This window comes from Paenibacillus sp. FSL R10-2736 (assembly GCF_038000245.1).
Classification (GTDB): Bacteria; Bacillota; Bacilli; order Paenibacillales; family Paenibacillaceae; genus Paenibacillus_AQ; species Paenibacillus_AQ phytohabitans.
Genome location: NZ_JBBOBN010000001.1, coordinates 2449239 through 2471827 on the forward strand (window position 1 = coordinate 2449239; position 22589 = coordinate 2471827).

Below are 22589 nucleotides of genomic sequence, written 5' to 3' on the forward strand. Positions count from 1 at the left end.
GATAACATAGGGGCAAACAGAAGGCAAGAACATACGGGGGGTGAAACAACAATTTATGGATAAAAGTCTTAGTGACATTCAGCGTGAGGTTGATCAGTATATCTCACAGTTTAAAGAAGGCTATTTCAGCCCGCTGTCCATGCTGGCCCGGATGTCCGAGGAAGTCGGAGAGCTGGCCCGGGAGGTAAACCATCAGTTTGGCGAGAAACCGAAAAAAGCGGATGAAGCCGATAACTCGATCGAGCTGGAGCTGGGCGACATTCTCTTCATTACCGTTTGTTTCGCCAATTCACTGGGCATAGACCTTACTGAAGCCCATAACAAGGTTATGCACAAGTTCAATACCCGCGATGCCGGGCGCTGGACGCTCAAAAACACCGATTAGGCCTTTACTACATATGCTGTACCAAACGAACGGGATTTAGCCGTGAGGATGGTGAGGATATGAATCATAACGACTATGTAAAAGCGGCATACCGCTCTATTCTGCGCAGTGACTTCGCCGAGGCCATCACTCTGTTCGAAGCGGCCATTGCGGCAAGTCCGGATGATGCTGAGGTAAGGTACCGCTGCTCCATCACCTATGCCCGCAGCGGAATGCTGGAGAAGGCGCTTGAACACGCTGTAGCCGCACGCAAACTGGATGGTTCCAAACCGGAATATGATCTGCACCTTCAGCATTTGCAGGCACTGCAGCTCGTACAGGAAGCAAAACGGCTGCTGGAGGATGAGGCGGCGGTGCCGGTGAATCCATACCATCCGGTTACCTTGCTGAAAGAAGCGGTATCGCTGGACCCCTTATATGGGGATGCTTATGTATGGCTGGCTATTGCACACAGCCGGATGAACGAGCATCTGCAGGCGATAGCTGTACTGAAAGAAGTGATGTCGCTGCACCCGGATGATACCGGTCTGCGTCAGCTGATGAAGGATCTGCAGAAATCGCTGCAAAAATATATACAATAATATCAGAGCCAGGGAAAGCGGGGAGGAATTAATTTGAGCGACAAGATCAGGGTTATTGTCTCCGGAGCCGGAGGAAGAATGGGCAAAGAAGTTGTGAAGCTGGTGCTGCAGGATGATGAACTGGAGCTGGCAGCCGCTGTCGACCGCTCTGCGGGCGACAGCGATGCCGGCCGGATGGTTGGCCTTGAGGATAGTGGTGTTCGGGTTACTTCGGACCTGGAGGCAGCTCTTGCAGGAGCTGCTGCAGATGTGCTGGTGGACTTTACCATTCCGCAGTCAGCCTACAGCAATACTGCCCTGGCCATCAAATATGGCGTTCGTCCGGTGATCGGGACTACCGGATTTACGCCTGAACAGATCGCCGAGCTGGACAAGCAATGCCAGGATCAGGAGATCGGCGGACTCATTGCACCGAACTTCTCCATCGGAGCCATTCTTCTAATGAAATTCGCGGCCCAGGCTGCCAAATATTTCCCGCACCTGGAGATAATCGAGTATCATGGGGACCAGAAGCTGGATGCGCCATCAGGAACAGCCATTAAGACGGCAGAGATGATCTCTGAGGCACGGCAGGAGCTTCGCCAGGGACACCCTGGGGAAGAAGAGATTATTGAGGGATCGCGCGGCGGTTACTACAACGGGTTCCGGATTCATAGCGTACGTCTTCCCGGCGTTTTTGCCCAGGAGGAAGTGGTGTTCGGCGGGTTTGGACAGTCGCTTAAGATCCGCCATGATTCATACGAGCGTGCCGGGTATATGCCGGGAGTCAAGATGGGAATCCAGAAGGTGATGGGGTATACCGGTTTGATTTACGGATTTGAGCATTTTATAGAATAGACGGGGGAGAGCAACATGTTAAAAATCGCATTTATCGCACATGACCGCAAAAAAGATGAGATGGTGAATTTCGTAACCGCCTATGAGCATGTTTTTGAAGGGCATCAATTATATTCCACCGGAACGACAGGACAACGGATCATGGAAGCAACCAAACTCGTCATTCACCGCTATATGTCCGGCCCGCTGGGCGGAGATCAGCAGATTGGCTCCATGGTGGCAACGGATGAGCTTGATTTGATTATTTTCCTGCGCGATCCGCTTATGGCACAGCCGCATGAACCGGATATCACGGCACTGCTCCGTCTGTGTGATGTATATGGAATCCCGGTGGCTACCAATATTGCCACAGCTGAAATTCTGGTAAAGGCAATCGACCGCGGAGATTTCGGCTGGCGCGAGCTGGTACATAAATACAAACCGGGTGTAGATGAATAATGAAACTCGACATTCTGGTATTCGGCGCTCATGCCGATGATGCGGAGATCGGCATGGCGGGAACCATCGCCAAGCACACTGCTGCCGGCTTCAAAGTGGGGATGTGTGATCTGACACAGGCGGAAATGTCTTCGAACGGAACGGTGGAGCTTCGCAAACTTGAGGCTCAGCAGGCTGCAGACATGTTGGGGGCTGCGGTACGTACGAATCTGGGACTTCCTGACCGGGGGCTCTATATGACAGAGCACCATCTGGCGGCAGTAACTGCGGAAATCCGCCGCTATGCCCCTTCCATCGTGTTCGCCCCTTATTGGGAGGACAGGCACCCGGATCATATCGCGTGCAGCAAGCTGGTGGAAGAGGCCGTATTTAACGCCAAGCTGCGTAAGTATATGCCGGACATGCCTTCTATCCCTGAACCGCAATTATATTTCTATTTCATTAACGATCTGGGCCGTACCGATCTGATTGTCGATGTAACGGAACAATATCCGCTCAAAGAGCAGGCGTTATCCTGCTACCGGTCGCAATTTGGCATACTCCCTGGTGAGGATGCTGTGAAGACTCCTTTAACAGAAGGGTATATCGAGCGCGTCCGTTCGAGAGATATGCTGCTCGGACAGCGGAGGCTCATTCCTTATGCAGAAGGGTTCGCCGGCAAGGTGCCGCATACGGTGGATTACTTCGGTGCTGCCGGTAAATAAGGCGCAGATTTGAAAAAGCCCGAAAAACAACTATAATAAATTCATGTCATTACTTGAAGTAATAGATTTATGTAAAATGAAGGGGCGGAGCTATGGACCGGCTGAAGATAGGCATCACTTGTTATCCGTCTCTTGGCGGCTCGGGCGTAGTGGCGACTGAACTGGGCAAGCTTTTGGCCGAGAAGGGCCACGAGGTCCACTTTATTACACACAGCATCCCGTTCCGGCTGGGAACGTTTCAAAAAAATATATTTTATCATGAGGTAGAGGTTAACGATTATTATGTGTTCCGTTATCCGCCTTATGATCTGGCACTGGCGACCAAGATGGCCCAGGTAGCCAAGATGCAGAAGCTGGACTTGTTCCACGTCCATTATGCGGTGCCGCATGCGGTCTGTGCTTTTCTGGCCAAGCAGATCCTTGGCAACGACATTAAAGTGGTTACGACCCTGCATGGCACAGATATTACTGTACTGGGCCAGGATGAATCCCTGAAGGATCTGATCCGACTGGGCATTAATGAGAGTGATGCGGTGACTGCCGTCTCCCAGGATCTCATCAAGGAAACACGTAAGGCGCTTGATATTACACGGGAAATTGATCTGACCTATAATTTCGTGGACAAACGGGTGTATTATCCACGCGATGTAACGGACCTGCGCGGTGACTACGCTGCTCCGGATGAAAAAATCCTGATGCATATCAGCAACTTCCGTCCGGTTAAAAGGGTAAGTGATGTGGTGGATGTATTCGCGAAGGTGAATGAACATCTGCCTTCACGTCTGCTTCTGGTGGGGGAAGGGCCTGATCTGCCGAAGATTCAGGCCAAAATCAGCGAGATGGGCCTGGAGGACAAAGTGCGGTTTCTGGGTAAGCAGGATGAAATTGCCCAGGTGATTTCACTGGCTGATCTGCTGCTGCTCCCTTCGGAGAAGGAGAGCTTCGGGCTCGTTGCCCTGGAGGCGATGGCTTGCGGCGTTCCGACCATCGGGTCCCAGACCGGCGGGATTCCAGAGCTGATTCAGCATGGCAAAACCGGATTCCTCGCGCCGGTAGGCGATACTCAGACTATGGCTGATTATGCGGTTCAGCTGCTCTCGGACGACGCGATGGCAGAGAGCTTCAGACGCGCCTGTCTGGAACGGGCCTGTCATGATTTCAGCAGAGATATGATTACGAATCAATACGAAGATATATATTACCGCGTGCTTGGACGCAAGGTACTCGGACTGGATCCTATCCGGGGGTAAGGAGTAAGGCATGGAATGGACAATGGCATCATCCGGCATGGCGGAAGCCGCCGGCACCGTTATTACCGGTCTGCTGGCGGGAGGGCATGAAGCTTATTTCGTGGGCGGCTGCCTGCGCGATGAACTGCTGGGCAGACCGGTGCATGACATGGACATTACCACCTCTGCACTGCCGGAGGAGGTTATGGCCCTGTTTCCGCGCTGTGTTCCTACCGGGCTGGCTCATGGCACGGTTACTGTGCTGCAGAATGGTTATAGCTTTGAAGTTACGACGTACCGGACGGAGAGCGGCTATGCCGATCACCGCCGTCCGGAGCACGTCTTTTTTGTGAGCGATGTGAAGGAGGACCTCCGCCGCCGCGATTTCACGATCAACGCCATGTGCTCCGGGCTTAATGGTGTGCTGATTGATCCCTTTGGCGGTGAGCGGGATCTTCAGCTCCGCCGTATCCGCTGTGTGGGCCAGGCGGAGGAACGCTTCGGCGAGGATGCGCTGCGGATGCTGCGCTGTGTGCGCTTCGCCTCCGTGCTGGATTTCGCCATCGCCAAGAATACGTGGCGCGGCCTGATGCGCCAGCGGGATAAGCTGGCGCATATTGCTGTGGAGCGGGTGCGCGCGGAGGTCGAGCGCATCGTAGAGGGCCCGCATCCGCAGCGCGGGCTGGCCCTCCTGCTGCGCAGCGGCCTGCTGCCGCGCGGTAAGGCGCCGTTCCCCTGGACCGGCTATGACCTGGCGGCAGCCGCCGCCCGTACAGCCGGTCTGGGGAACCTGCAGGACGCCCGCCTGCGGTGGGCGCTCCTGCTGCATGCCCTGGGATCGTCCGCCGCTGCGGCGGATGAGCTCCTGCGGGCATGGACGTTCCCGGGGGCGACGCGCAGCAGCGTCGTCGCCGTACTGCGCGTCCGCGAAGCCTGGGACGCGGCGCTGTCTTCGGTGGCGCCGGATGCTCCAGGCGCCACGGAGGGCCTGCGGCGGCGGTGGATCGCCGCCGTGCTGGCCCACGGCCAGTCAGCCGCCGAAGGGTGGCTGACGCTGCTTGCGGCGGCGGAGGATGCCGCCGCGGGGCCTGTCCCTGCGCCGGATCTGGCGCAGGGTTCAGCGGGCGCGGCTACAGCGCCGCCTGCCCTCCGTCCTGCCGCCACCGTGCCGCCTGCCCTCGGTCCTGCCGCCACAGCGCCGCCTGCCCTCGGTCCTGCCGCCACTGTGCCGCCAGTCCTCAGCCCCGCCGCCGGGCAGCAGCCCGTTTACGCCACGGTCCAAGCCCGGCTCCTGCGCTTCTGGACCGCAGCTATGCCGCTCCGCAGTCTTGCGGAGCTGGCGGTGACGGGCAACGAGCTGGCAGAATTGCTGCAGAAGCGGCCCGGGCCATGGCTTGGCGTGCTGCTGAACAAGCTGCTGCTGGCTGCCGCAGCCGGCGGCATTGCAAATGACAAACAATTATTGCTGCAGGAAGCACAAAGGATGGATAGAGATGAAGAGTGATGATACGCTGCCGTCCGGCCGTATGAAGCGGGAGGACTTCGTTTCAAGCTGGCCTGGCGAAATCGTACGGATGGATTCGGTGGCGTCTACACAAGAGGAAGCCAAGAAGCTGGCCGAGAACGGTGCCCCTGAAGGCACCGCGATTATGGCCGAGGAGCAGACCGGCGGCCGGGGCAGAATGGGCCGCAAGTGGCATTCCCCGCGCGGCAAGGGAATCTGGATGAGCCTGGTGCTGCGTCCGAATCTCCCGCTGTCCCTGACCCCGCAGCTGACTCTGCTGGCAGGTGTAGCTGTCTGCACGGCGATCCGTGAGGTTACCGGTGTTCCCGCCGGCATCAAGTGGCCTAATGATCTGCTGGCCGGCGGACGCAAAATTTGCGGCATTCTGCTTGAATCCTCCCTTAGGGAAGGCGGCCTTCATTACTGTATAGCCGGAATCGGCATTGCCGTTAATCTGACCCGTGAAGATTACCCGGCTGAACTGCAGGAGGTGGGAACCTCCCTGCTGATTGAAGGGGGCGGCATTCCCGTTGACCGTACCGGGCTTGCGGAAGCGGTGCTGGCTGAGCTCGAATATCTGTATCTTCAATACATAGAGCAGGGCTTCCGGCCTATTCGGGAGCTCTGGGAATCGATGTCGGTAACGCTGGGCCGCCAGGTGTGTGTGAACACGCCGCTAGGCCGCACCGAAGCCACTGCAGTAGGTCTGGATGACAACGGAGGACTGCGGCTGCGCAATAGCGCCGGTGAGATTACCAGCGTGCTGTCAGGGGAAATCGAAATGATCTGAGCGTCAAGACATGCCGCCTTATGTCATATTTTTAGGTGTAATTGTCTGCAGATTTTGTTATAATAGCTTCAGAGGCGGCATCGCTATGGCGAGCTGTACTTAAGCAACTGAACTTTTATAGAGTTGTTTTACCGGATTTACCTTCATAACTGTATGTAACGGTTACGTTGGATTCTGCTCTGAGCCGTAAGGACCGAGACAGAAGGGACGATCGCGAGTGACTCTTTTTTGCCCTTCGGACCTTTTTAGCGGACCATGCTAAAAGGTTTTTTTGTTTGCGCGGTAACGCGTATTTTATGGAAAAGGGGAATGAGAGCTAATGGCAGAGAAACATCCGCTGAATATTATCAAAATGAAAAAAATGAAAACGGAAGGTGTGCCGCTGAGCATGCTGACCGCGTATGACTATCCCTCAGCCCTGCTCGCCGAGGAGGCAGGTGTCGACCTGATTCTGGTAGGCGACTCGCTCGGGAATGTTGTGCTTGGTTACGATACCACCCTGCCGGTTACCATAGACGATATGGTCTACCATACCCGTTCGGTGAAGCGCGGGGCACAGAATACATTTATCATCGCGGATATGCCTTTTATGACCTATCACGGAAGTGTGGATGAGACCTTGCGCGGGGTGCGCAGGCTGATGCAGGAAGGCCAGGCCCATGCAGTCAAAATGGAAGGCGGCCTTGAAATCTGCAATGCGGTCTCTGCTGTAGTTGCCGCCGGCGTGCCTGTTCTCGGACATATCGGCTTGACTCCGCAATCGGTGAATATGATCGGCGGCTACCGGATTCAGGGCAAGGATGCCAAGGATGCACAGCGGCTGATCGATGAAGCGAAGGGGCTTGAAGCTGCCGGAGCCTTCGGCATCGTGCTTGAGCTGGTGACGGAAGAAGTGGCCGCAGCCATCTCCAAGGCAATCAGTATTCCGACCATCGGCATTGGCGCGGGCCGCTATTGTGACGGTCAGGTGCTGGTGTTCCATGATGTGCTGCGCTATGCCTCCCCTTACCGGGAGAAACGGTTTGTCAAAACCTACGCCGATGTCGGCAGTCTGATCCGTGAAGGCATCAGCAGCTATGTGCGGGAAGTGAAAGACCGCTCCTTCCCGGCGGAGGAACATGTGTTTAACGCGGATGAAACGGTACTGGAATCCCTATACGGCGGTGCCGGCAAAGGAGCGAAATAAGATGAGAGTAATCAGAACAATTGCACAGATGCGTGAAGCGCTGGAATATATGCGTCAAGGCGGCCATGGGCCGGTCGGTTTTGTACCTACCATGGGTTATCTGCATGAAGGCCATGCCAGCCTGCTGCGCGCAGCAGGTGAGAAGAGCGGCACAGTGGTGATGAGTATATTTGTCAATCCGCTGCAGTTTGGCCCTAATGAGGATTTCGCTTCCTATCCCCGCGATGAGCAGCGTGATCTGGCGCTTGCTGAACGCGAGGGTGCGGATATTGTGTTTATCCCTGGTGTCGAGGAAATGTATCCCCAGCCGATCCGCACGGGAGTTTCGGTGTCTTCCCTTACAACACAGCTCTGCGGAGCTTCGCGTCCGGGCCATTTTGACGGAGTGACTACGGTGGTCAGCAAGCTGTTCAATATTGTACAGCCGGATTATGCCTTCTTCGGATTGAAGGATGCCCAGCAGGTAGCTGTTCTCCGCCGGATGGTGGCGGACCTGAATATGAATGTTGAAATTATCGCTTGCCCGATCGTGCGGGAAGAAGACGGACTGGCCCTCAGCTCACGCAATGTCTATCTGAGCGCTGAAGAGCGCAGACAGGCACTGGTGTTGTCCCGTTCCCTGCGCGAAGTCCGCCAGGCACTGGAGGACGGCAAGGTGAGAACGGTGGATGAGGCCCGGGGGCTGCTGGTTTCAGTTATTGCTGAATCCCCGCTTGCGGTTATTGATTACGCAGAAATCCTGACTTTCCCGGATCTGGAGAGCCTGGAAGGCGGCAGTAAGCTGAGTGCAGCCGGCGGAGAGGTCATTATGGCACTTGCCGTGAAATTCGGCAGAACCCGCCTGATCGACAATAATGTATTTATTCCCAAGGAGGCTCACGCTCTTGTTTAGACATATGATGAAATCCAAGATTCACCGTGCTACCGTCACCGAAGCCAATTTGAATTATGTCGGCAGCATTACCATAGATGAGAATCTGATGGAAGCCGCGGATTTGCTGGAGAACGAGAAGGTGCAGATCGTGGATAACAATAACGGCTCCAGGCTGGAAACCTACGTGATCCCCGGCCCGCGCGGCAGCGGCGTTATTTGTCTGAACGGTGCAGCTGCACGCCTCGTGCAGCCGGGGGATACCGTTATCATCATTTCCTACGCGATGCTGTCATCCGAAGAACTGGCGGACCATAAGCCGACTGTTGTATTTGTAGATGCCGACAATCAGCCGGTGAAGCTGGCGGATCATGAGATTCACGCGACGATTGCCTAAATCCCGCTGTTTGAGCCATGTAATCAATGGCAGGGATGAAGACACCCCTACTTGTGAAAAATGAAGTCAGGCAAGCTTAAGCTGAATTCATTATCAGTAAGGGTGGGATGTCCGGTGTTTCAACATTTATTTGCTGAGATGAACAAGATGCTGCAGGAGATCAGTGCTGACTATCCTACTGCGGAGGGTGCCCGCCGCAACGACCTTTTATCCAAATATAATATGCTCCACAGGATCAGCGATGATGTAATGGATGAATGGCTGGCCTTTGCCGAGAAGCTTAGCCAGTTCCGCGATCAGGCAGATTTTCAGCCGCAGCCGGAGCAGGAAATCCCTGAGGAGGAAGCGCCAGAGCTTGCTATGGATGCTTTTGTCAGGGGACAGGGGTATTATAAGCTGCTTATGTACCGCAAATGTATCGAACAGTTCAAGGAAGTCACTGCCCGGCACCCGGACAGTCTGGCTGCCCGGCTGTATCTGGCTATGGCTTATCTGCAGGAGGGTGAAGGGGAGACGGCATGGGGGCATCTGAATCATATGCTCGGCCTCATCCGTGAAACGAAGCTGAAGGCGATGATTTATAATGCGCTTGGCTGCATCAGAGCTTCTCAGGAACGCTTTAATGAAGCAAGTGAGCTGTTCAGTCTTTCTCTGCTGCATGATCCCGCTCTTCCTGAGCCGAATGTTAATCTGGAGGTTTGCCGCAAGCGGGGCGGGAAGCTTCAGTTCGGACAACAGCTGGTCTCGCTTTTATAATTAATTTTCATCCGTTCAAGCGATGTGGCCCTGCTTCACCAGGGGTGTGCATCGCCTTTTTTCGTAACTTCTGTTATGCTGATAAAGAGTCTCAAGTGAAAGGGAATAGAACTTATAATGAAATTTGCCGTGCTTGATTTTGAAACTACGGGAACCCAATCTGTGGGAGAGATCATCCAGGTTGGCCTTGCCATTATAGAGGAAGACAGGTCCATCTCCCGGGTGTATGGTTCCTATGTCAAGCCCGGAGCACCCATTCCTCCTTTTATTACGGGCTTGACCGGAATTACAGACAGTGATGTGCAGGACGCGCCGGAACTTGATGAGATGATGATGGAACTGGTGCCGCTGCTCGATGATGTTGTGCTGGTTGGACATAATGTGGCGTTTGATTTTCATTTCTTGCAGAATGCGCTGGACCGCTGCGGTTATTTGCCGTTTCAGGGCCGGATTCTGGATACTATCGATTTTCTCAAAATATGCTTTCCCTCGCTGACTACCTATCAGCTTGGGTCCGTGAGCAGCCATTTTGGCCTTACGCATGAGCGTCCCCATCAAGCGGACAGTGATGCCCTCGCAACTGCTCTTGTGCTGCTGAAATGTCTGGAGGAGCTGGACAGCCTGCCTCTCCTGACCATCCAGCGGCTCAATGAGCTGTTCGCCGATGAAGACAGTGACCTGGCCTGGTATTTCGACGGTCTGCTGCGTGAGCGCGAAATGGAGACCTTCCAGCCGGAAGGAGACCTGACCTTCTACCGTCAGCTGGCCCTTGCTGTAGGCGACTGGGCAGAGCTGCCTCCGCCGCGGGAGGAAGGATCTGACAACCCGCTGCAGAATATTACCTTCGGGGAGTATATGGAAGAGGTAACCAAGCGCCTGAAGGATACCCTGCCGCAGTATGAGAGCCGTGAAGCCCAGGAACTGATGATCCAGGAGGTCATGACGGCGCTTGATCAGGATAAGCATCTGCTGATTGAAGCAGGAACCGGCACCGGCAAATCGCTGGGCTACCTGCTTCCGGCCATTTATCACAGTGTCCGCAGTAATCAGAAGGTCATGGTCAGCACGCATACGATCAACCTTCAGGATCAGCTGCGTGAGCGCGACATCCCTCTTTTGACGAGTGTTGTGCCCTTCCCATTCAAGGCAGCGATCTTTAAGGGAAGAGGTCACTATTTGTGTCTCCGCAAGTTTGAACATAGAATTAATAAAAGGGACTTCACAAGTCCCAGGGAAGAAGCGCTTACGGCCGCACAGATGATGGTCTGGCTGACCCAGACGGAGACCGGCGATGATGAAGAGCTGAACTTAAGCGGGCGCGGCGGTGATTTCTGGGAGACCGTAGCCAGTGATACCGACTCTTGTCTGGGGCGCTCATGCCCGTGGTTCCGGAAATGTTATTATCACCGGGCCAAGCATGAAGCCGGGATTTCTGATGTGGTGGTGACCAATCACTCCAAGTTATTCGCAGATGTTAAGGCCGGGCATCAGCTGCTTCCGGCTTACGAGCATCTCATCATTGATGAGGCGCATCATCTGGAGGACATTGCCGGCAAACATCTCGGAATGCAGATGAAATACTTCACCGTGGCGCATACACTCACCCGTCTGTACAAGGACAGCCGGAGCGGACAGCTGCCTGCCCTGCGCCAGACCCTGCAATCGTCCGGCAGTGAGCAGGCTTCGGAATGGAGCGGTGTTATCGACCGGATCTATCCGGATCTGCTTACCGTCAAGGAGTCCTGGGATACGCTCAGCGACAAGCTCTTCGGCTTGCTGCCTGAACGCAGCGATGCCGGAGCCGGTGAAGCCGGCCAGCTGGTCGCACGCCTGCAGCCGGGCAAGAAGCCCAAAGAGTGGGAGGAGCTGGCCGCTCTGGAGAATACACTCCACCTCAGCTTGAGCGATATCATCCGCAAGGGTGATAAAATGCTTAGTGAGATGCGTGATACCGACAGCCAGTCTTCTTCGGACAGTCTTGTGACGGATATCGGCGGGTTGTTCAAGGACCTGGCCTCCATCCGGGAGCAGATCCGTTTCTTTATGGGACTGAATGACGAGAATATCGTCTACTGGCTGGAGGGGAGCGGCAATTACCGCGGCAAATCGCTGCAGATGTATGCCGTTCCGGTGGATGTGAGCACCCAGCTCAGGGAGCTGTTCTTCGACAAGAAGAAGAGTATCATCCTGACCTCGGCCACCTTGTCTGTGGATAAGTCATTCCAGTTCATGATAGATAATCTCGGTCTTGGTGAGGCTGCAGAGCAGGGCCGTCTGATGACAGCCCTGCTTCCGTCGCCGTTCAAATACCGTGAGCAGGCACTGCTTGTCATTCCCCGTGATTTCCCGAGTGTCAAGGGAAGCATAGGGGATGCCCGCTTTGTGGATACACTGGTCCATTCTCTGGCAGAAACTGCCGTGGCTACCCGCGGGCGGATGCTGGTGCTCTTCACCTCCTACAAGATGCTGCGCCAGGTCTATGATCCGCTGAAGGAGGCCCTGGCTTCGCAGGATATCGCGGTGCTTGGACAAGGCGTAGAAGGCGGCAGCCGGAGCAAGCTGATCCGGCGGTTCCAGGACAGTACAGCGTCTGTCTTACTGGGTACGAGCAGCTTCTGGGAAGGTGTAGACATTCCCGGGGAAGCTTTGACCTGTCTGGCCATTGTCAGACTTCCGTTCCAGCCGCCTAATCATCCGCTGGCTGAAGCGAAGTCGGAGCTGCTCCAGGCACAGAAGAAGAATCCGTTCATGAAGCTGTCCGTCCCGCAGGCCGTAATCCGCTTCAAGCAAGGCTTCGGGCGGCTGGTCCGCACCGCGCAGGACCGCGGAATCGTTATTGTATATGATACCAGGGTAATCGAATCTTATTATGGGAAGTATTTCCTGTATTCGCTGCCCGGCCCCAAGATGGAGCATATGCTGACGGATCAGATCGTTCCGCGGATTGCAGAATGGCTTGAAGAAGGCGGGGTTTAATAATCCGTCTCCGGTTGATATTATGTATAAGTAATTATTGTTCTGAAGTCCCGTGCTCCACTGCTGCTGCCCAAACGGGCAGTAGTACCCGGAGCACGGTTCCTATAACCGGCTTATCAAGCAGCATATGCTATCAAACCTAAGTGAATGCTTACGAAGCGAGTTTTGCGAAGTTGAATCAAGCAGCATATGCTATCAAAACTTTAAGGAGGAGAAAACATGAAATCGGATAAAATATCGGAGGCCGTCGTTCGCAGACTCCCAGTGTACCTGCGTTTCCTGAACGATCTCCAAAAACGTGAAATCTCAACAGTTTCTTCTCAGGAGCTGGGACAGAAGCTCGATCTCAACCCAGCCCAGATCCGCAAGGACCTGGCTTATTTTGGTGATTTCGGCAGAAAGGGCATTGGGTATGATGTCTCTTATCTGATTGAGAAGATCCGGCATATTCTGAAGCTGGACCAGCAGATTAATGTAGCTCTGGTAGGTGCAGGTAATCTCGGCCACGCCTTGTCGAATTACAATGCCTACTTGAAGGATACGATGAAGATTACAGCTGTATTTGATGCTTATGAGCCTAAGGTAGGCCAGCAGATCAACTCGCTGACTGTTCAGCCGATGAGTGAGTTGGGGGATACCATCCGTGCACAGGGCATCCGCATCGGGATTATTACAGTTCCGGACAGTGAAGCACAGAACGTTGCTGACATTCTGGTAGATTCGGGCATTGAGGCGATCCTGAATTTTGCCCCTGTAATTCTTAAGACTCCGGCCAATATCCGGATTCATGCCGCCGATTTCACTACGGATTTGCAGAGTCTGGCTTATTATTTGCATGACGGAAAGGACGAAGCTGAAGATGAGCAGCAATAAAACCATTATTAAAGACGGCCGTTTTCTGGTACCTGGCAGTGATAAGCCGGTGCTGAGCGGTTTTATGACCATCGAAAATGATCTGATTACTTACATAGGTGAAGATAAGCCTGTAATTGAAGAGGATGCCGAGGTTATTGACGGCAGCCGGCTGCTGTTCATGCCGGGTCTCGTCAACACCCACGGCCATGCGGCGATGTCACTGCTGCGCGGCTACGGCGATGATATGGTACTGCAGGCTTGGCTGCAGGAAAAAATGTGGCCGATGGAAGAGAAATTCACCGGTGATGATGTGTACTGGGGAACCTCTTTGTCCGTTCTTGAGATGCTGAAGGGCGGCACTACGACCTTCCTCGATATGTATGACCATATGGACCGGGTTGCTGAGGTTACCGAGCAGTCAGGCATCCGTGCAGTACTTATGCGCGGTGTTATTGGCCTGTGCCCTGAAGAGGTGCAGAATCATAAACTGGCGGAAGCGATTGCTTTTGCCCGGAACTGGCATGGCAAGGCTGACGGCAGAATTACTGCAATGCTCTCGCCGCATGCGCCTTACACCTGTCCTCCGGAGTTCTTCATGAAGTTTGTCCAGGCGGCTCATGATCTTGATCTGCCGATGCACACGCATATGTCCGAAACGCGTCATGAGGTGGAGCAGAATGTGGCCGATTACGGCCTGCGTCCGGTCGCTCATCTGGAGAAGCTGGGAATGTTCACCCGGCCGTCCCTGATCGCCCACGGTGTTCATCTGAATGATGAAGAGATTGAGATTTTGGCCCGCCACAATGTTGGCGTATCCCACAATCCCGGCAGCAATCTGAAGCTGGCCAGCGGAGTAGCCCGTGTTCCTGAGCTGCTCAGAGCAGGCGTTAAGGTCTCCCTGGGTACGGACGGTGCAGCAAGCAACAACAACCTGGATATGTTCGAAGAGATGCGTCTGGCCGCGTTGATTCACAAAGGCGTAAGCGGTGATCCAACAGCAGTACCGGCTCCAGAGGCGCTGCTGATGGCGACCGAATATGGTGCACAGTCTATTTTCCTGAACCAGGTAGGCCGGCTTGCAGCAGGGATGAAGGCCGACTTCATTGCGATTGATATTGATCAGCCGCATTTGCTGCCGCATACCGATCTTTTGTCCCATGCGGTATATTCAGCCAGTGCCAAGGATGTGGAGCATGTCTGGGTGAACGGCAAACAGATTGTGAAGCACAGACAATGTCTGACACTAGATGAAGAAGCCATCCGCCGCAAAGCGCAGGAAACGTTCGAGGGGCTGCTTAAACGGTAATACAGGTTATATGGAAAGGAAGCTGCATGTTGAAGAAGAGGAGAAAATGGCTTCCGCTGGGGATTTCCCTGGTTCTGCTCCTTCTGTTCGGACTAAGCCAGTTTTATGCCTACATTATGAAGGATCAGTGGAACGAGCGGAGTGAAGCCAAAGAGATTGCCAGAGCGCGCGCCGGCTTAACTGAGGTATCCAAAGCACAGAAATCCGTCTGGGATGAAAATGCGATTTACTGGGTGCTTACCGGAAAAAATGATGCAGGAACCGAGCTGATGGTTTGGGTCCGCTTTACCAAGGACGGCCAGCCAGCCGGAGGCGACAACGATTTATACGCAGAGGAGCTCAGCAAAGGGACTTCTGAGGCGCAAATCCGTGATATTATAGCTGCCCAGCTTCCGGGTATTACGATTAAGCGGCTGCTGCCGGGAGTGTATAACGGAGAATATGCCTGGCAGCTGTTCTACAAAAAGGACGGCAGGTTCTATTACAGCTTCTATCGCTTCACAGACGGCAGTGCCATCGGTGAAGGGTACAGCCTGCCCAACCGGTAAGCGGCAGCAAGAATGGTCTACAGCAGGAGCGGGGGGACAGTTGAACTGTTCTCCCGCTTTTTATATTAATATAAGCCGTAATTTAAAAGGTTCTTCAAGGGAGAGAACAATCATTAAATATTCTTGGACTTGTGGCCTACTTGGAGCTATGGCTTAATAATAGGGGAGGAATAGATGAATCCATTTCGATGGCATGACAGCTGGATAGCATCAATCAGTATATACGATGATACATACCGGAATGTCATATCGGAAGTATTCATTCCCGGCATCTGCTTCATACATAATTGATATTCAGGAGGATCATAACTTTGGAAATTCTAGCCTATTTAGATCAGGCGGTAACGTTGTTCAAGGAGGAGCTGGGGGCAAATTTGTCCGGAATTTATCTGCACGGTTCGCTGGCCATGGGCTGTTTTCATCCGGATCGAAGTGATATTGATCTGCTGATTGTCGTACACGACAAGCTGCCTGTAGAGGTCAGCCGGAAACTGGCCAAGAAAGTGATAGCTTATCACGACAGTCTGCCGAACCGGCGCGGGGTTGAGCTAACTATTGTATTGAAGAAATATTTGAAGAACTTTGTGCATCCGACGCCCTTTGAGTTTCACTTCTCGGACTTTCATCTGGACCGGTACAGAAATGATGAGCATTATCTGTGCGGCGGTTATGAGGACAGGGATCTTGCGGCTCAATTTGCCGTAGTCTATCAGCGGGGATTTATTCTGTACGGCGAGCCTATCCGCGAAGCGTTTCTGCCGGTAGACCGCCAATACTACCTCGATTCTATCCTTGGTGATATCGGAGATGCTGCTCAGCAAATCATAGATTCTCCAGTGTACTACACACTGAATTTGTGCCGTGTGCTGTATTTTGTGCGGGAAGAAGTTGTGTCTTCCAAAAAGGAAGGCGGGGAGTGGGGGCTGCAGCATTTGCCGTCCAGCTATCACGGGCTGCTGAAGCACTGCCTTGAAGAATATAGCGGTGTGGAGAGTGACAGCAGTTACGACCCGGAGTTATTAATTGATTTTGCAGAATATATGGCCGGCGAAATCAGACAGCACCAAGCTAAAGTGTAAATTCGAACTAACAATGAGTAAAGCGGACTGAGATTCCGTTATCTTGTTCATTTGAGCCCAAATTGGGATGTAATCGGTCAATTAACGGAACCTGAGTCCGCTTGGCCCGCAAATCCGCCTGATCTGCACAATCAACGGAATCTGAGTCCGCGACAGCGGCAGATCAGCAAAAGGCAGATTATGTTGAAGCATCGACCTTAATAAAGAGGCAAACCAGCTTCAGCTTTGGACCTGGAGGAATTAATGCGACTTCCTGTGTCCTTGTCATACAAAAGAGAGCGCCGTAGACATTTATATGCCTACAGGGCGCTCTTTTTCGTTATCCTTGCCGGTAAAGCTAATTCTGTACACATTTATTGCCGATAAGAAAGATAATCTGCTGAAACATCCAGAAATTAGTATCAAAAATTTTAAATATATTCACACTTTTATGTAAAATCGTATATACACCTGTGATATACTACTACTTGTATCAGGACATGCTTAAGAGCATGTCAGTCTCGGAAGGGCGCTAGACACGCTAGTTTGGTCATTATTATAGACTTATGTTTGGTCATTTTTGAGAGGAGGACGTTTCTTGAAACTGCGTCTTATGCCTGTACTGCTAACGTCTCTGCTGTCCGCTGCATTGTTATTCGGGGGCTGGTATTCGTACCGCCAGTTCGCTGTGCAGGAGCCGCTGCAAAAACTTGTATCATCCTATGAGGGAGTGAAGGATTCCCATATTAGTATTAAACGCAATGAGGTTACTTTGAAACTTGATTTGCAGCCGGGCACGAAATTACGTGAACTCGTGCAGTATGTATCCAAAGAGGGCAGCTCAGCTATCAACGGCCGCACGCTCAAATTGGATGTCGAACAGAACTCCAGCGCTTTGCTGGATGAATATTGGGATAAAGCCATGTTCTCTGTTGCAGAGGCGATGGAGAGCCGGAAGTATACATTAATTCCTGCCAAGCTGGATGGTCTGAAGACGCAAGACAGCAAGTACAGCGGGGTTATAGCAACAACGGAAATTGATGACAACAATGTGTATGTGAGTCTGAGCAACGGTACGGAGAGTAAGTTCATCATTCTGCCGCGTGCGGCGGCTACGATGGGAGTGTGGAACAATGCCTAAGTATTGGAAAGAGGTCCTGGCCGGATTTGTTCCGGTCATGCTGATTTTTATGGTTTTTGTCGGGATTAACATTTTCCCTGTCATTATTGCATTCGGCATGGTCGCTGCCCTCCTGTTTATTGCCCACGCACGCGGCGGTCTGACGGTAAATGCAGGCGCAGATAAGAAACGCAAGAAGAATGGGCCGTCCAAGCTGACTTTTGAAGAAATCGGCGGCCAGGACAACGCTAAGCAGGAACTGCGGGAAGCACTGGACTTTCTGATCCGGCATGAAGAAATCAGCAAATTCGGGATTCGCCCGCTGAAGGGGATTCTGCTGACAGGGCCTCCGGGAACCGGTAAGACGCTGATGGCCAAGGCTGCGGCTCATTATACCAACTCAGTTTTTGTAGCGGCATCAGGCAGTGAGTTCGTGGAAATGTATGTGGGAGTCGGTGCCGGGCGTGTCCGTGATTTGTTCAAGGATGCCCGTACCCGTGCGCTTAAGGAAAATAAGCAAAGCGCCATTATATTTATTGATGAGATTGATGTCATCGGCGGCAAGCGTGAAGGCGGGCAGCAGCGTGAATACGACCAGACGCTTAATCAGCTGCTGACCGAGATGGACGGGATCTATAACAATGAAGCCCCGCGCATTCTGCTGGTAGCAGCAACGAACCGCAAGGAAATGCTGGACTCCGCACTGCTTCGTCCGGGCCGGTTCGACCGCCACATCCAGGTGGACATGCCGGACAAGAAAGGCCGCAGATCGATTCTCGATCTGCATGCCAAGAACAAACCGCTGCATGAAACGGTAAGCTTGGATAAAATCGCCGAGGAAGCTTATGGCTTCTCGGGTGCACAGCTGGAAAGCGTGATGAACGAAGCAGCGATTTACATGATGCGTGAGAAACTGACCCAGGTAGAGCAGCGCCACCTGTCGATGGCGATTGACAAAGTGATGATGGGTGAGAAGACCGACCGGGAAACGAATCATGAGGAGAAACAGCGGGTAGCGATTCATGAGCTGGGACATGCTATTATGGCTGAACTGCTGCGTCCGGGAAGCGTTAGCCAGGTTACCCTGACTCCGCGCGGACAAGCTCTCGGATATGTAAGACATAATCCGCAGACCGAGCAGTATCTGTACACGAAGGATTATCTGGAGAATCAGATCATGATTGCCCTGGGCGGAGCAGTTGCCGAAGAGATGTATTACGGCGGACGCAGTACCGGTTCACGCGGAGACTTTGACCAGGCGCTGAATATTGTCGAAACAATGATGAAATCAGGACTTACCTCCCTTGGGATTGCGAATCTGCAAATGGTAACCACTGAAGAGCTGATGAAAGAAAATAGTAAAATACTGGATGAGCTGATGGTACGCACGAATGACCTGCTCAATAAGCAAAGAAATGTATTTGATTACTCTCTTGACATTTTAATGAAGGAAGAAGTTCTCTCCGGAGAGCAATTTCGTTGTCAATTTCGTGACAGTGTCCTTTTACCGGCATAATTCTTTATGCCGGTTATTTTTTTTTACTTTTCAGACATGCTAAGATATCATTATATGTCGGGCTACATATTTTTTTCGACAGACAAGGTACAATACAAAAGTATAGATACCTGAAAGGATGGAGACTTTTAAATGAATTTTAAAAAGATCGGTGTCATCGGCGGTGGCACAATGGGACAAGGGATTGCTGAAATGCTGGCAGCCAAGGGCCTGGATGTAATGCTGGTGGAGAAAACTGCAGACAGATTGAATTACTCCTACGAAATGATCGAGACCAGTCTCGACAAACAGCTGGAGAAATGGGCCATTACCCAGGCGGAGAAGAAACTGATTCTTAGCCGTATCCAAAAAGTGACACATTTTGCTGAACTGAGCTCCTGCGATATGGTAATTGAGACCATCGTTGAAGATCTGGAAGCGAAGCAGAAGGTATTCAATCAGCTCGATCAGGTGTGTCCGAGCCACATTATCCTTGCCAGCAACACGTCAACTTTAAGCTTGACTGAGCTTGCAAGCTCGACAATGTATCCGGAACGCGTAATCGGCATGCACTTCATACATCCTGTAGCGAAGGTTGATCTGGTTGAAATCGTGCGCGGACTGAAAACTTCCGAAAGCACTTTTGAAGATACCAAAACCTTTGTTGATGAGATCGTTGAGAAAAAAGGCGTAATGATCTATGAATCCCCGGGATTTGTAACCTCACGCCTCATTTGCCTGTTCATTAACGAGGCTATGCATGTGCTGCAGGAAGGTGTCGCTTCTCCTGAAGATATTGATGACGCTATGCGCATTGGCTACCAATTCCAGAACGGACCGCTTGAAATGGCAGACCGTTTCGGTCTGGATTCCGTTCTTGCTGCACTTGAGAACATGTTCCGTGAATACGGCGAACTCAAGTACCGTCCTTCCACGATTCTTAAGAAGATGGTACGTGCAGGACAACTGGGTGCGAAATCGGGCGAAGGCTTCTTCAAGTATGACAAGGATGGTGACCGTGTATGAATATCTTAGTTATTAACTCCGGCAGTTCTTCATTGAAATACCAGCTGTATAATATGACAGACGAATCTGTACTGGCCAAAGGTCTGGTAGAACGTATCGGGATGGATTCCTCCATTCTGAACCATAAGCCAACCGGCAAACAGGAAGTAACTGAAGTAAGCGAAATTCTTGAACACAACACGGCAATCCGCAAAGTGCTTGCTTGTCTGACTGACAAGGAACATGGCGTAATTGCTTCCACCGACGAGATCAATGCCGTTGGGCACCGCGTAGTACACGGGGGAGAATTCTTCAAGGCTTCCGCACTTGTAGATGCAGATGCGAAGACGAAGATCCGCCAGCTGTTTGACCTTGCGCCACTGCATAACCCGGCTGCTATGATGGGGATTACAGCGACTGAAATTAATATGCCAGGTGTGCCTCAGGTAGTTGTTTTCGATACTGCCTTCCACCAGACGATGCCTGAGAAGGCTTATATGTATGCCATTCCGAGAGTGCTGTACAACAAATACAAAGTCCGCCGCTACGGCGCGCATGGTACCTCCCATGATTTCGTCAGCAAAGCTGCTGCAGATTATCTGGACCGTCCGCTGGGCGAACTGAAGATTATCACTTGCCACATCGGTAACGGAGCCAGCGTGACTGCAGTTGATGGCGGCGTGTCGGTGGATACTTCCATGGGTATGACTCCGCTGGAAGGCCTGATGATGGGTACACGCAGCGGTGACCTTGACCCGGCAATTGTTCCTTATGTGATGAACAAGGAAGAGCTGTCTGTCGGTGAAGTGAACTCCATGCTGAACAAGCACAGCGGACTGCTGGCTATTTCTGGCGTTAGCAGTGACATGCGTGATATTATTGACGGTGCGGAGAAAGGCGAGGCTAATTCTACGCTTGCTTTTGAAATGTATGAGTACCGTTTGCGTAAATACATCGGTTCTTACGCAGCTGCCATGAACGGCGTAGATGTAATCGTGTTTACTGCCGGTGTGGGCGAGAATGCTTCCCTGCTGCGTGAAAAAGTACTGAACAATCTTACGTTCCTCGGAATCGAACTGGATGCAGAAGCTAATAAGGTCCGCTCCGGCGATCCGCGCCGCATCTCTACGGCTGGTTCCAAGGTTCAGGTGCTTGTGGTTCCGACAAACGAAGAGCTTGTCATTGCACGTGATACTTACAGTATTGTGCAAGGAATTAACGGCTAAATTAGAGGAGAGATCTTAGGCATGGCTAACAAGAGTGTAATCAAGAATGTGAATGAGCATGTTGGAGAGAGTGTTGTTATCGGATGTTGGGTTAACAACAAGCGCTCCAGCGGTAAAATTCAGTTCCTGCAGCTTCGGGATGGTACAGGCTATATCCAGGGCGTTGTGGTGAAATCGGAAGTGCCTGAGCAGGTCTGGGATGATGCCAAGAGCCTTACCCAGGAAAGCTCGCTTTATGTTACCGGAATTATCCGTGAAGAGCCCCGCAGCCAGTCAGGTTATGAAATGACGGTTACAGGTATAGAGGTATTGCATCTTACTGAGAATTATCCGATTACGCCCAAGGAGCATGGTGTTGACTTCCTGATGGACCACCGTCATCTCTGGCTGCGTTCTTCCAAGCAGCGGGCAGTAATGGTGATCCGTGCGGAGATTATCCGTGCGGTTCAGCAATTCTTCAATGAGAGTGGATTCACGAAGGTTGACCCGCCAATTCTGACTCCAACGTCAGCTGAAGGCACGACCAACCTGTTCCATACGAAGTATTTCGAAGAGGATGCGTACCTGACCCAGAGCGGACAGCTGTACATGGAAGCCGCAGCAATGGCTCTTGGGCGCGTATATTCCTTCGGACCTACCTTCCGTGCGGAGAAATCCAAAACCCGCCGCCACTTAATTGAGTTCTGGATGATTGAACCGGAAATGGCGTTCACGGATCATGAAGAAAGCTTGCGTGTGCAGGAAGATTTCATCAGCTTTGTGGTGCAGTCCGTACTTACGAACTGCCGTGCCGAGCTGGAGGCGGTTGGCCGCGATGTCTCGAAGCTGGAGAACATCAAAGCACCGTTCCCGCGTATTTCCTACGACGATGCAATCAAGTTCCTGAATGAAAAAGGCTATGAAATCGCCTGGGGCGATGATTTCGGTGCACCTCATGAAACGGCTATTGCCGAAATGAGCGACAAGCCGGTCTTCATTACCCACTATCCGGCTTCATTCAAAGCCTTCTACATGAAGCCGCATCCTGAGCGTCCGGAAGTGGTGCTGTGCGCGGATATGATCGCTCCTGAAGGGTATGGAGAGATTATCGGCGGATCACAGCGTATCGACGATCCGGCGCTGCTGGAAGCCCGTTTCAAGGAACATAATCTTTCGATGGATACCTACAAATGGTACATGGATCTTCGCACTTACGGTTCTGTTCCTCACTCCGGCTTCGGTCTGGGGCTGGAGCGTACCGTGGCCTGGATTTGCGGTCTGGACCATGTGCGTGAAACGATTGCCTTCCCTCGTACGCTGTACCGTCTTTACCCGTAAGGATG

At 52.6% G+C, this 22589-nt stretch carries 22 protein-coding genes; all 22 read left to right on the plus strand.

The window, feature by feature from the left end:
• Positions 1-55 precede the first annotated feature (55 nt).
• The 22 genes from NSQ73_RS10325 (at position 56) to asnS (ending at position 22584) form a co-directional block, all read left to right on the plus strand.
• Entirely contained in the window at positions 56-385 is a 330-nt protein-coding gene (locus tag NSQ73_RS10325; RefSeq protein ID WP_039309889.1) for a nucleotide pyrophosphohydrolase, read from the plus strand.
• A 59-nt stretch (positions 386-444) separates the two neighbouring features.
• Complete coding sequence (locus tag NSQ73_RS10330) at positions 445-966, plus strand: tetratricopeptide repeat protein (protein ID WP_042138606.1); 522 nt, start codon at positions 445-447, stop codon at positions 964-966.
• A gap of 33 nt (positions 967-999) precedes the next feature.
• On the plus strand, positions 1000-1803 hold the full coding sequence (gene dapB / locus NSQ73_RS10335) for a 4-hydroxy-tetrahydrodipicolinate reductase (protein ID WP_042138605.1): 804 nt from the start codon (positions 1000-1002) through the stop codon (positions 1801-1803).
• Positions 1804-1818: 15 nt separating this feature from the next.
• Positions 1819-2241, plus strand: coding sequence for a methylglyoxal synthase (mgsA, locus tag NSQ73_RS10340; RefSeq protein WP_039309895.1), 423 nt, complete (start codon positions 1819-1821; stop codon positions 2239-2241).
• Positions 2241-2945, plus strand: a complete 705-nt coding sequence (bshB1, locus tag NSQ73_RS10345; RefSeq protein WP_042138603.1) for a bacillithiol biosynthesis deacetylase BshB1 — start codon at positions 2241-2243, stop codon at positions 2943-2945. Before mgsA ends, bshB1 begins: the two co-directional genes overlap by 1 nt.
• Before the next feature lie 92 nt (positions 2946-3037).
• Positions 3038-4195 (plus strand): N-acetyl-alpha-D-glucosaminyl L-malate synthase BshA, encoded by a 1158-nt coding sequence (gene bshA, locus NSQ73_RS10350; protein WP_340986333.1) that lies wholly within the window; start codon positions 3038-3040, stop codon positions 4193-4195.
• A 10-nt stretch (positions 4196-4205) separates the two neighbouring features.
• The gene (locus NSQ73_RS10355) at positions 4206-5678 is read left to right on the plus strand and encodes a CCA tRNA nucleotidyltransferase (protein ID WP_340986334.1); all 1473 of its coding nucleotides are present in this window, start codon (positions 4206-4208) and stop codon (positions 5676-5678) included.
• Complete coding sequence (locus NSQ73_RS10360; protein ID WP_076243336.1) at positions 5668-6468, plus strand: biotin--[acetyl-CoA-carboxylase] ligase; 801 nt, start codon at positions 5668-5670, stop codon at positions 6466-6468. Before NSQ73_RS10355 ends, NSQ73_RS10360 begins: the two co-directional genes overlap by 11 nt.
• A 319-nt stretch (positions 6469-6787) precedes the next feature.
• The gene (gene panB / locus NSQ73_RS10365; protein ID WP_171716661.1) at positions 6788-7654 is read left to right on the plus strand and encodes a 3-methyl-2-oxobutanoate hydroxymethyltransferase; all 867 of its coding nucleotides are present in this window, start codon (positions 6788-6790) and stop codon (positions 7652-7654) included.
• 1 nt (position 7655) lies between these two features.
• Positions 7656-8546 carry a pantoate--beta-alanine ligase gene (gene panC / locus NSQ73_RS10370; protein WP_340986335.1) on the plus strand — a complete coding sequence of 297 codons (891 nt, stop codon included), beginning with the start codon at positions 7656-7658 and terminating at the stop codon, positions 8544-8546.
• Complete coding sequence (gene panD / locus NSQ73_RS10375; RefSeq protein ID WP_039308797.1) at positions 8539-8922, plus strand: aspartate 1-decarboxylase; 384 nt, start codon at positions 8539-8541, stop codon at positions 8920-8922. Before panC ends, panD begins: the two co-directional genes overlap by 8 nt.
• A 114-nt stretch (positions 8923-9036) precedes the next feature.
• Positions 9037-9678 carry a hypothetical protein gene (locus tag NSQ73_RS10380; RefSeq protein WP_171716658.1) on the plus strand — a complete coding sequence of 214 codons (642 nt, stop codon included), beginning with the start codon at positions 9037-9039 and terminating at the stop codon, positions 9676-9678.
• A gap of 117 nt (positions 9679-9795) precedes the next feature.
• Positions 9796-12654: an ATP-dependent DNA helicase DinG gene (gene dinG, locus NSQ73_RS10385; RefSeq protein ID WP_340986336.1), complete on the plus strand. Its 2859-nt coding sequence runs from the start codon at positions 9796-9798 to the stop codon at positions 12652-12654.
• 219 nt (positions 12655-12873) lie between these two features.
• Positions 12874-13527, plus strand: coding sequence for a redox-sensing transcriptional repressor Rex (locus NSQ73_RS10390; protein WP_039308806.1), 654 nt, complete (start codon positions 12874-12876; stop codon positions 13525-13527).
• Complete coding sequence (locus tag NSQ73_RS10395) at positions 13514-14815, plus strand: amidohydrolase (protein ID WP_340986337.1); 1302 nt, start codon at positions 13514-13516, stop codon at positions 14813-14815. Before NSQ73_RS10390 ends, NSQ73_RS10395 begins: the two co-directional genes overlap by 14 nt.
• A gap of 26 nt (positions 14816-14841) precedes the next feature.
• Entirely contained in the window at positions 14842-15363 is a 522-nt protein-coding gene (locus NSQ73_RS10400) for a cell wall elongation regulator TseB-like domain-containing protein (protein ID WP_246354207.1), read from the plus strand.
• A 311-nt stretch (positions 15364-15674) separates the two neighbouring features.
• Positions 15675-16442, plus strand: coding sequence for an aminoglycoside adenylyltransferase domain-containing protein (locus tag NSQ73_RS10405; RefSeq protein WP_340986338.1), 768 nt, complete (start codon positions 15675-15677; stop codon positions 16440-16442).
• Between the two features lie 577 nt (positions 16443-17019).
• Positions 17020-17562, plus strand: coding sequence for a hypothetical protein (locus NSQ73_RS10410; protein WP_246354206.1), 543 nt, complete (start codon positions 17020-17022; stop codon positions 17560-17562).
• Complete coding sequence (locus NSQ73_RS10415; protein ID WP_340986340.1) at positions 17555-19057, plus strand: AAA family ATPase; 1503 nt, start codon at positions 17555-17557, stop codon at positions 19055-19057. Before NSQ73_RS10410 ends, NSQ73_RS10415 begins: the two co-directional genes overlap by 8 nt.
• Before the next feature lie 132 nt (positions 19058-19189).
• Positions 19190-20062, plus strand: coding sequence for a 3-hydroxyacyl-CoA dehydrogenase family protein (locus NSQ73_RS10420; protein ID WP_171716652.1), 873 nt, complete (start codon positions 19190-19192; stop codon positions 20060-20062).
• Positions 20059-21267, plus strand: coding sequence for an acetate/propionate family kinase (locus tag NSQ73_RS10425; RefSeq protein WP_039308826.1), 1209 nt, complete (start codon positions 20059-20061; stop codon positions 21265-21267). Before NSQ73_RS10420 ends, NSQ73_RS10425 begins: the two co-directional genes overlap by 4 nt.
• 21 nt (positions 21268-21288) lie before the next feature.
• Complete coding sequence (gene asnS, locus NSQ73_RS10430; RefSeq protein ID WP_042138584.1) at positions 21289-22584, plus strand: asparagine--tRNA ligase; 1296 nt, start codon at positions 21289-21291, stop codon at positions 22582-22584.
• Positions 22585-22589: the final 5 nt, after the last annotated feature.

Bases quoted from the DNA above. Each gene is read 5' to 3' on its own strand.
- panC (WP_340986335.1), top strand. From the start codon at position 7,656: ATGAGAGTAATCAGAACAATTGCACAGATGCGTGAAGCGCTGGAATAT.
- NSQ73_RS10330 (WP_042138606.1), top strand. From the start codon at position 445: ATGAATCATAACGACTATGTAAAAGCGGCATACCGCTCTATTCTGCGC.
- NSQ73_RS10325 (WP_039309889.1), top strand. From the start codon at position 56: ATGGATAAAAGTCTTAGTGACATTCAGCGTGAGGTTGATCAGTATATC.
- dinG (WP_340986336.1), top strand. From the start codon at position 9,796: ATGAAATTTGCCGTGCTTGATTTTGAAACTACGGGAACCCAATCTGTG.
- NSQ73_RS10400 (WP_246354207.1), top strand. From the start codon at position 14,842: ATGTTGAAGAAGAGGAGAAAATGGCTTCCGCTGGGGATTTCCCTGGTT.
- NSQ73_RS10425 (WP_039308826.1), top strand. From the start codon at position 20,059: ATGAATATCTTAGTTATTAACTCCGGCAGTTCTTCATTGAAATACCAG.
- NSQ73_RS10390 (WP_039308806.1), top strand. From the start codon at position 12,874: ATGAAATCGGATAAAATATCGGAGGCCGTCGTTCGCAGACTCCCAGTG.
- asnS (WP_042138584.1), top strand. From the start codon at position 21,289: ATGGCTAACAAGAGTGTAATCAAGAATGTGAATGAGCATGTTGGAGAG.
- bshB1 (WP_042138603.1), top strand. From the start codon at position 2,241: ATGAAACTCGACATTCTGGTATTCGGCGCTCATGCCGATGATGCGGAG.
- panB (WP_171716661.1), top strand. From the start codon at position 6,788: ATGGCAGAGAAACATCCGCTGAATATTATCAAAATGAAAAAAATGAAA.
- NSQ73_RS10355 (WP_340986334.1), top strand. From the start codon at position 4,206: ATGGAATGGACAATGGCATCATCCGGCATGGCGGAAGCCGCCGGCACC.
- NSQ73_RS10415 (WP_340986340.1), top strand. From the start codon at position 17,555: ATGCCTAAGTATTGGAAAGAGGTCCTGGCCGGATTTGTTCCGGTCATG.
- mgsA (WP_039309895.1), top strand. From the start codon at position 1,819: ATGTTAAAAATCGCATTTATCGCACATGACCGCAAAAAAGATGAGATG.
- bshA (WP_340986333.1), top strand. From the start codon at position 3,038: ATGGACCGGCTGAAGATAGGCATCACTTGTTATCCGTCTCTTGGCGGC.
- NSQ73_RS10360 (WP_076243336.1), top strand. From the start codon at position 5,668: ATGAAGAGTGATGATACGCTGCCGTCCGGCCGTATGAAGCGGGAGGAC.
- NSQ73_RS10395 (WP_340986337.1), top strand. From the start codon at position 13,514: ATGAGCAGCAATAAAACCATTATTAAAGACGGCCGTTTTCTGGTACCT.
- NSQ73_RS10420 (WP_171716652.1), top strand. From the start codon at position 19,190: ATGAATTTTAAAAAGATCGGTGTCATCGGCGGTGGCACAATGGGACAA.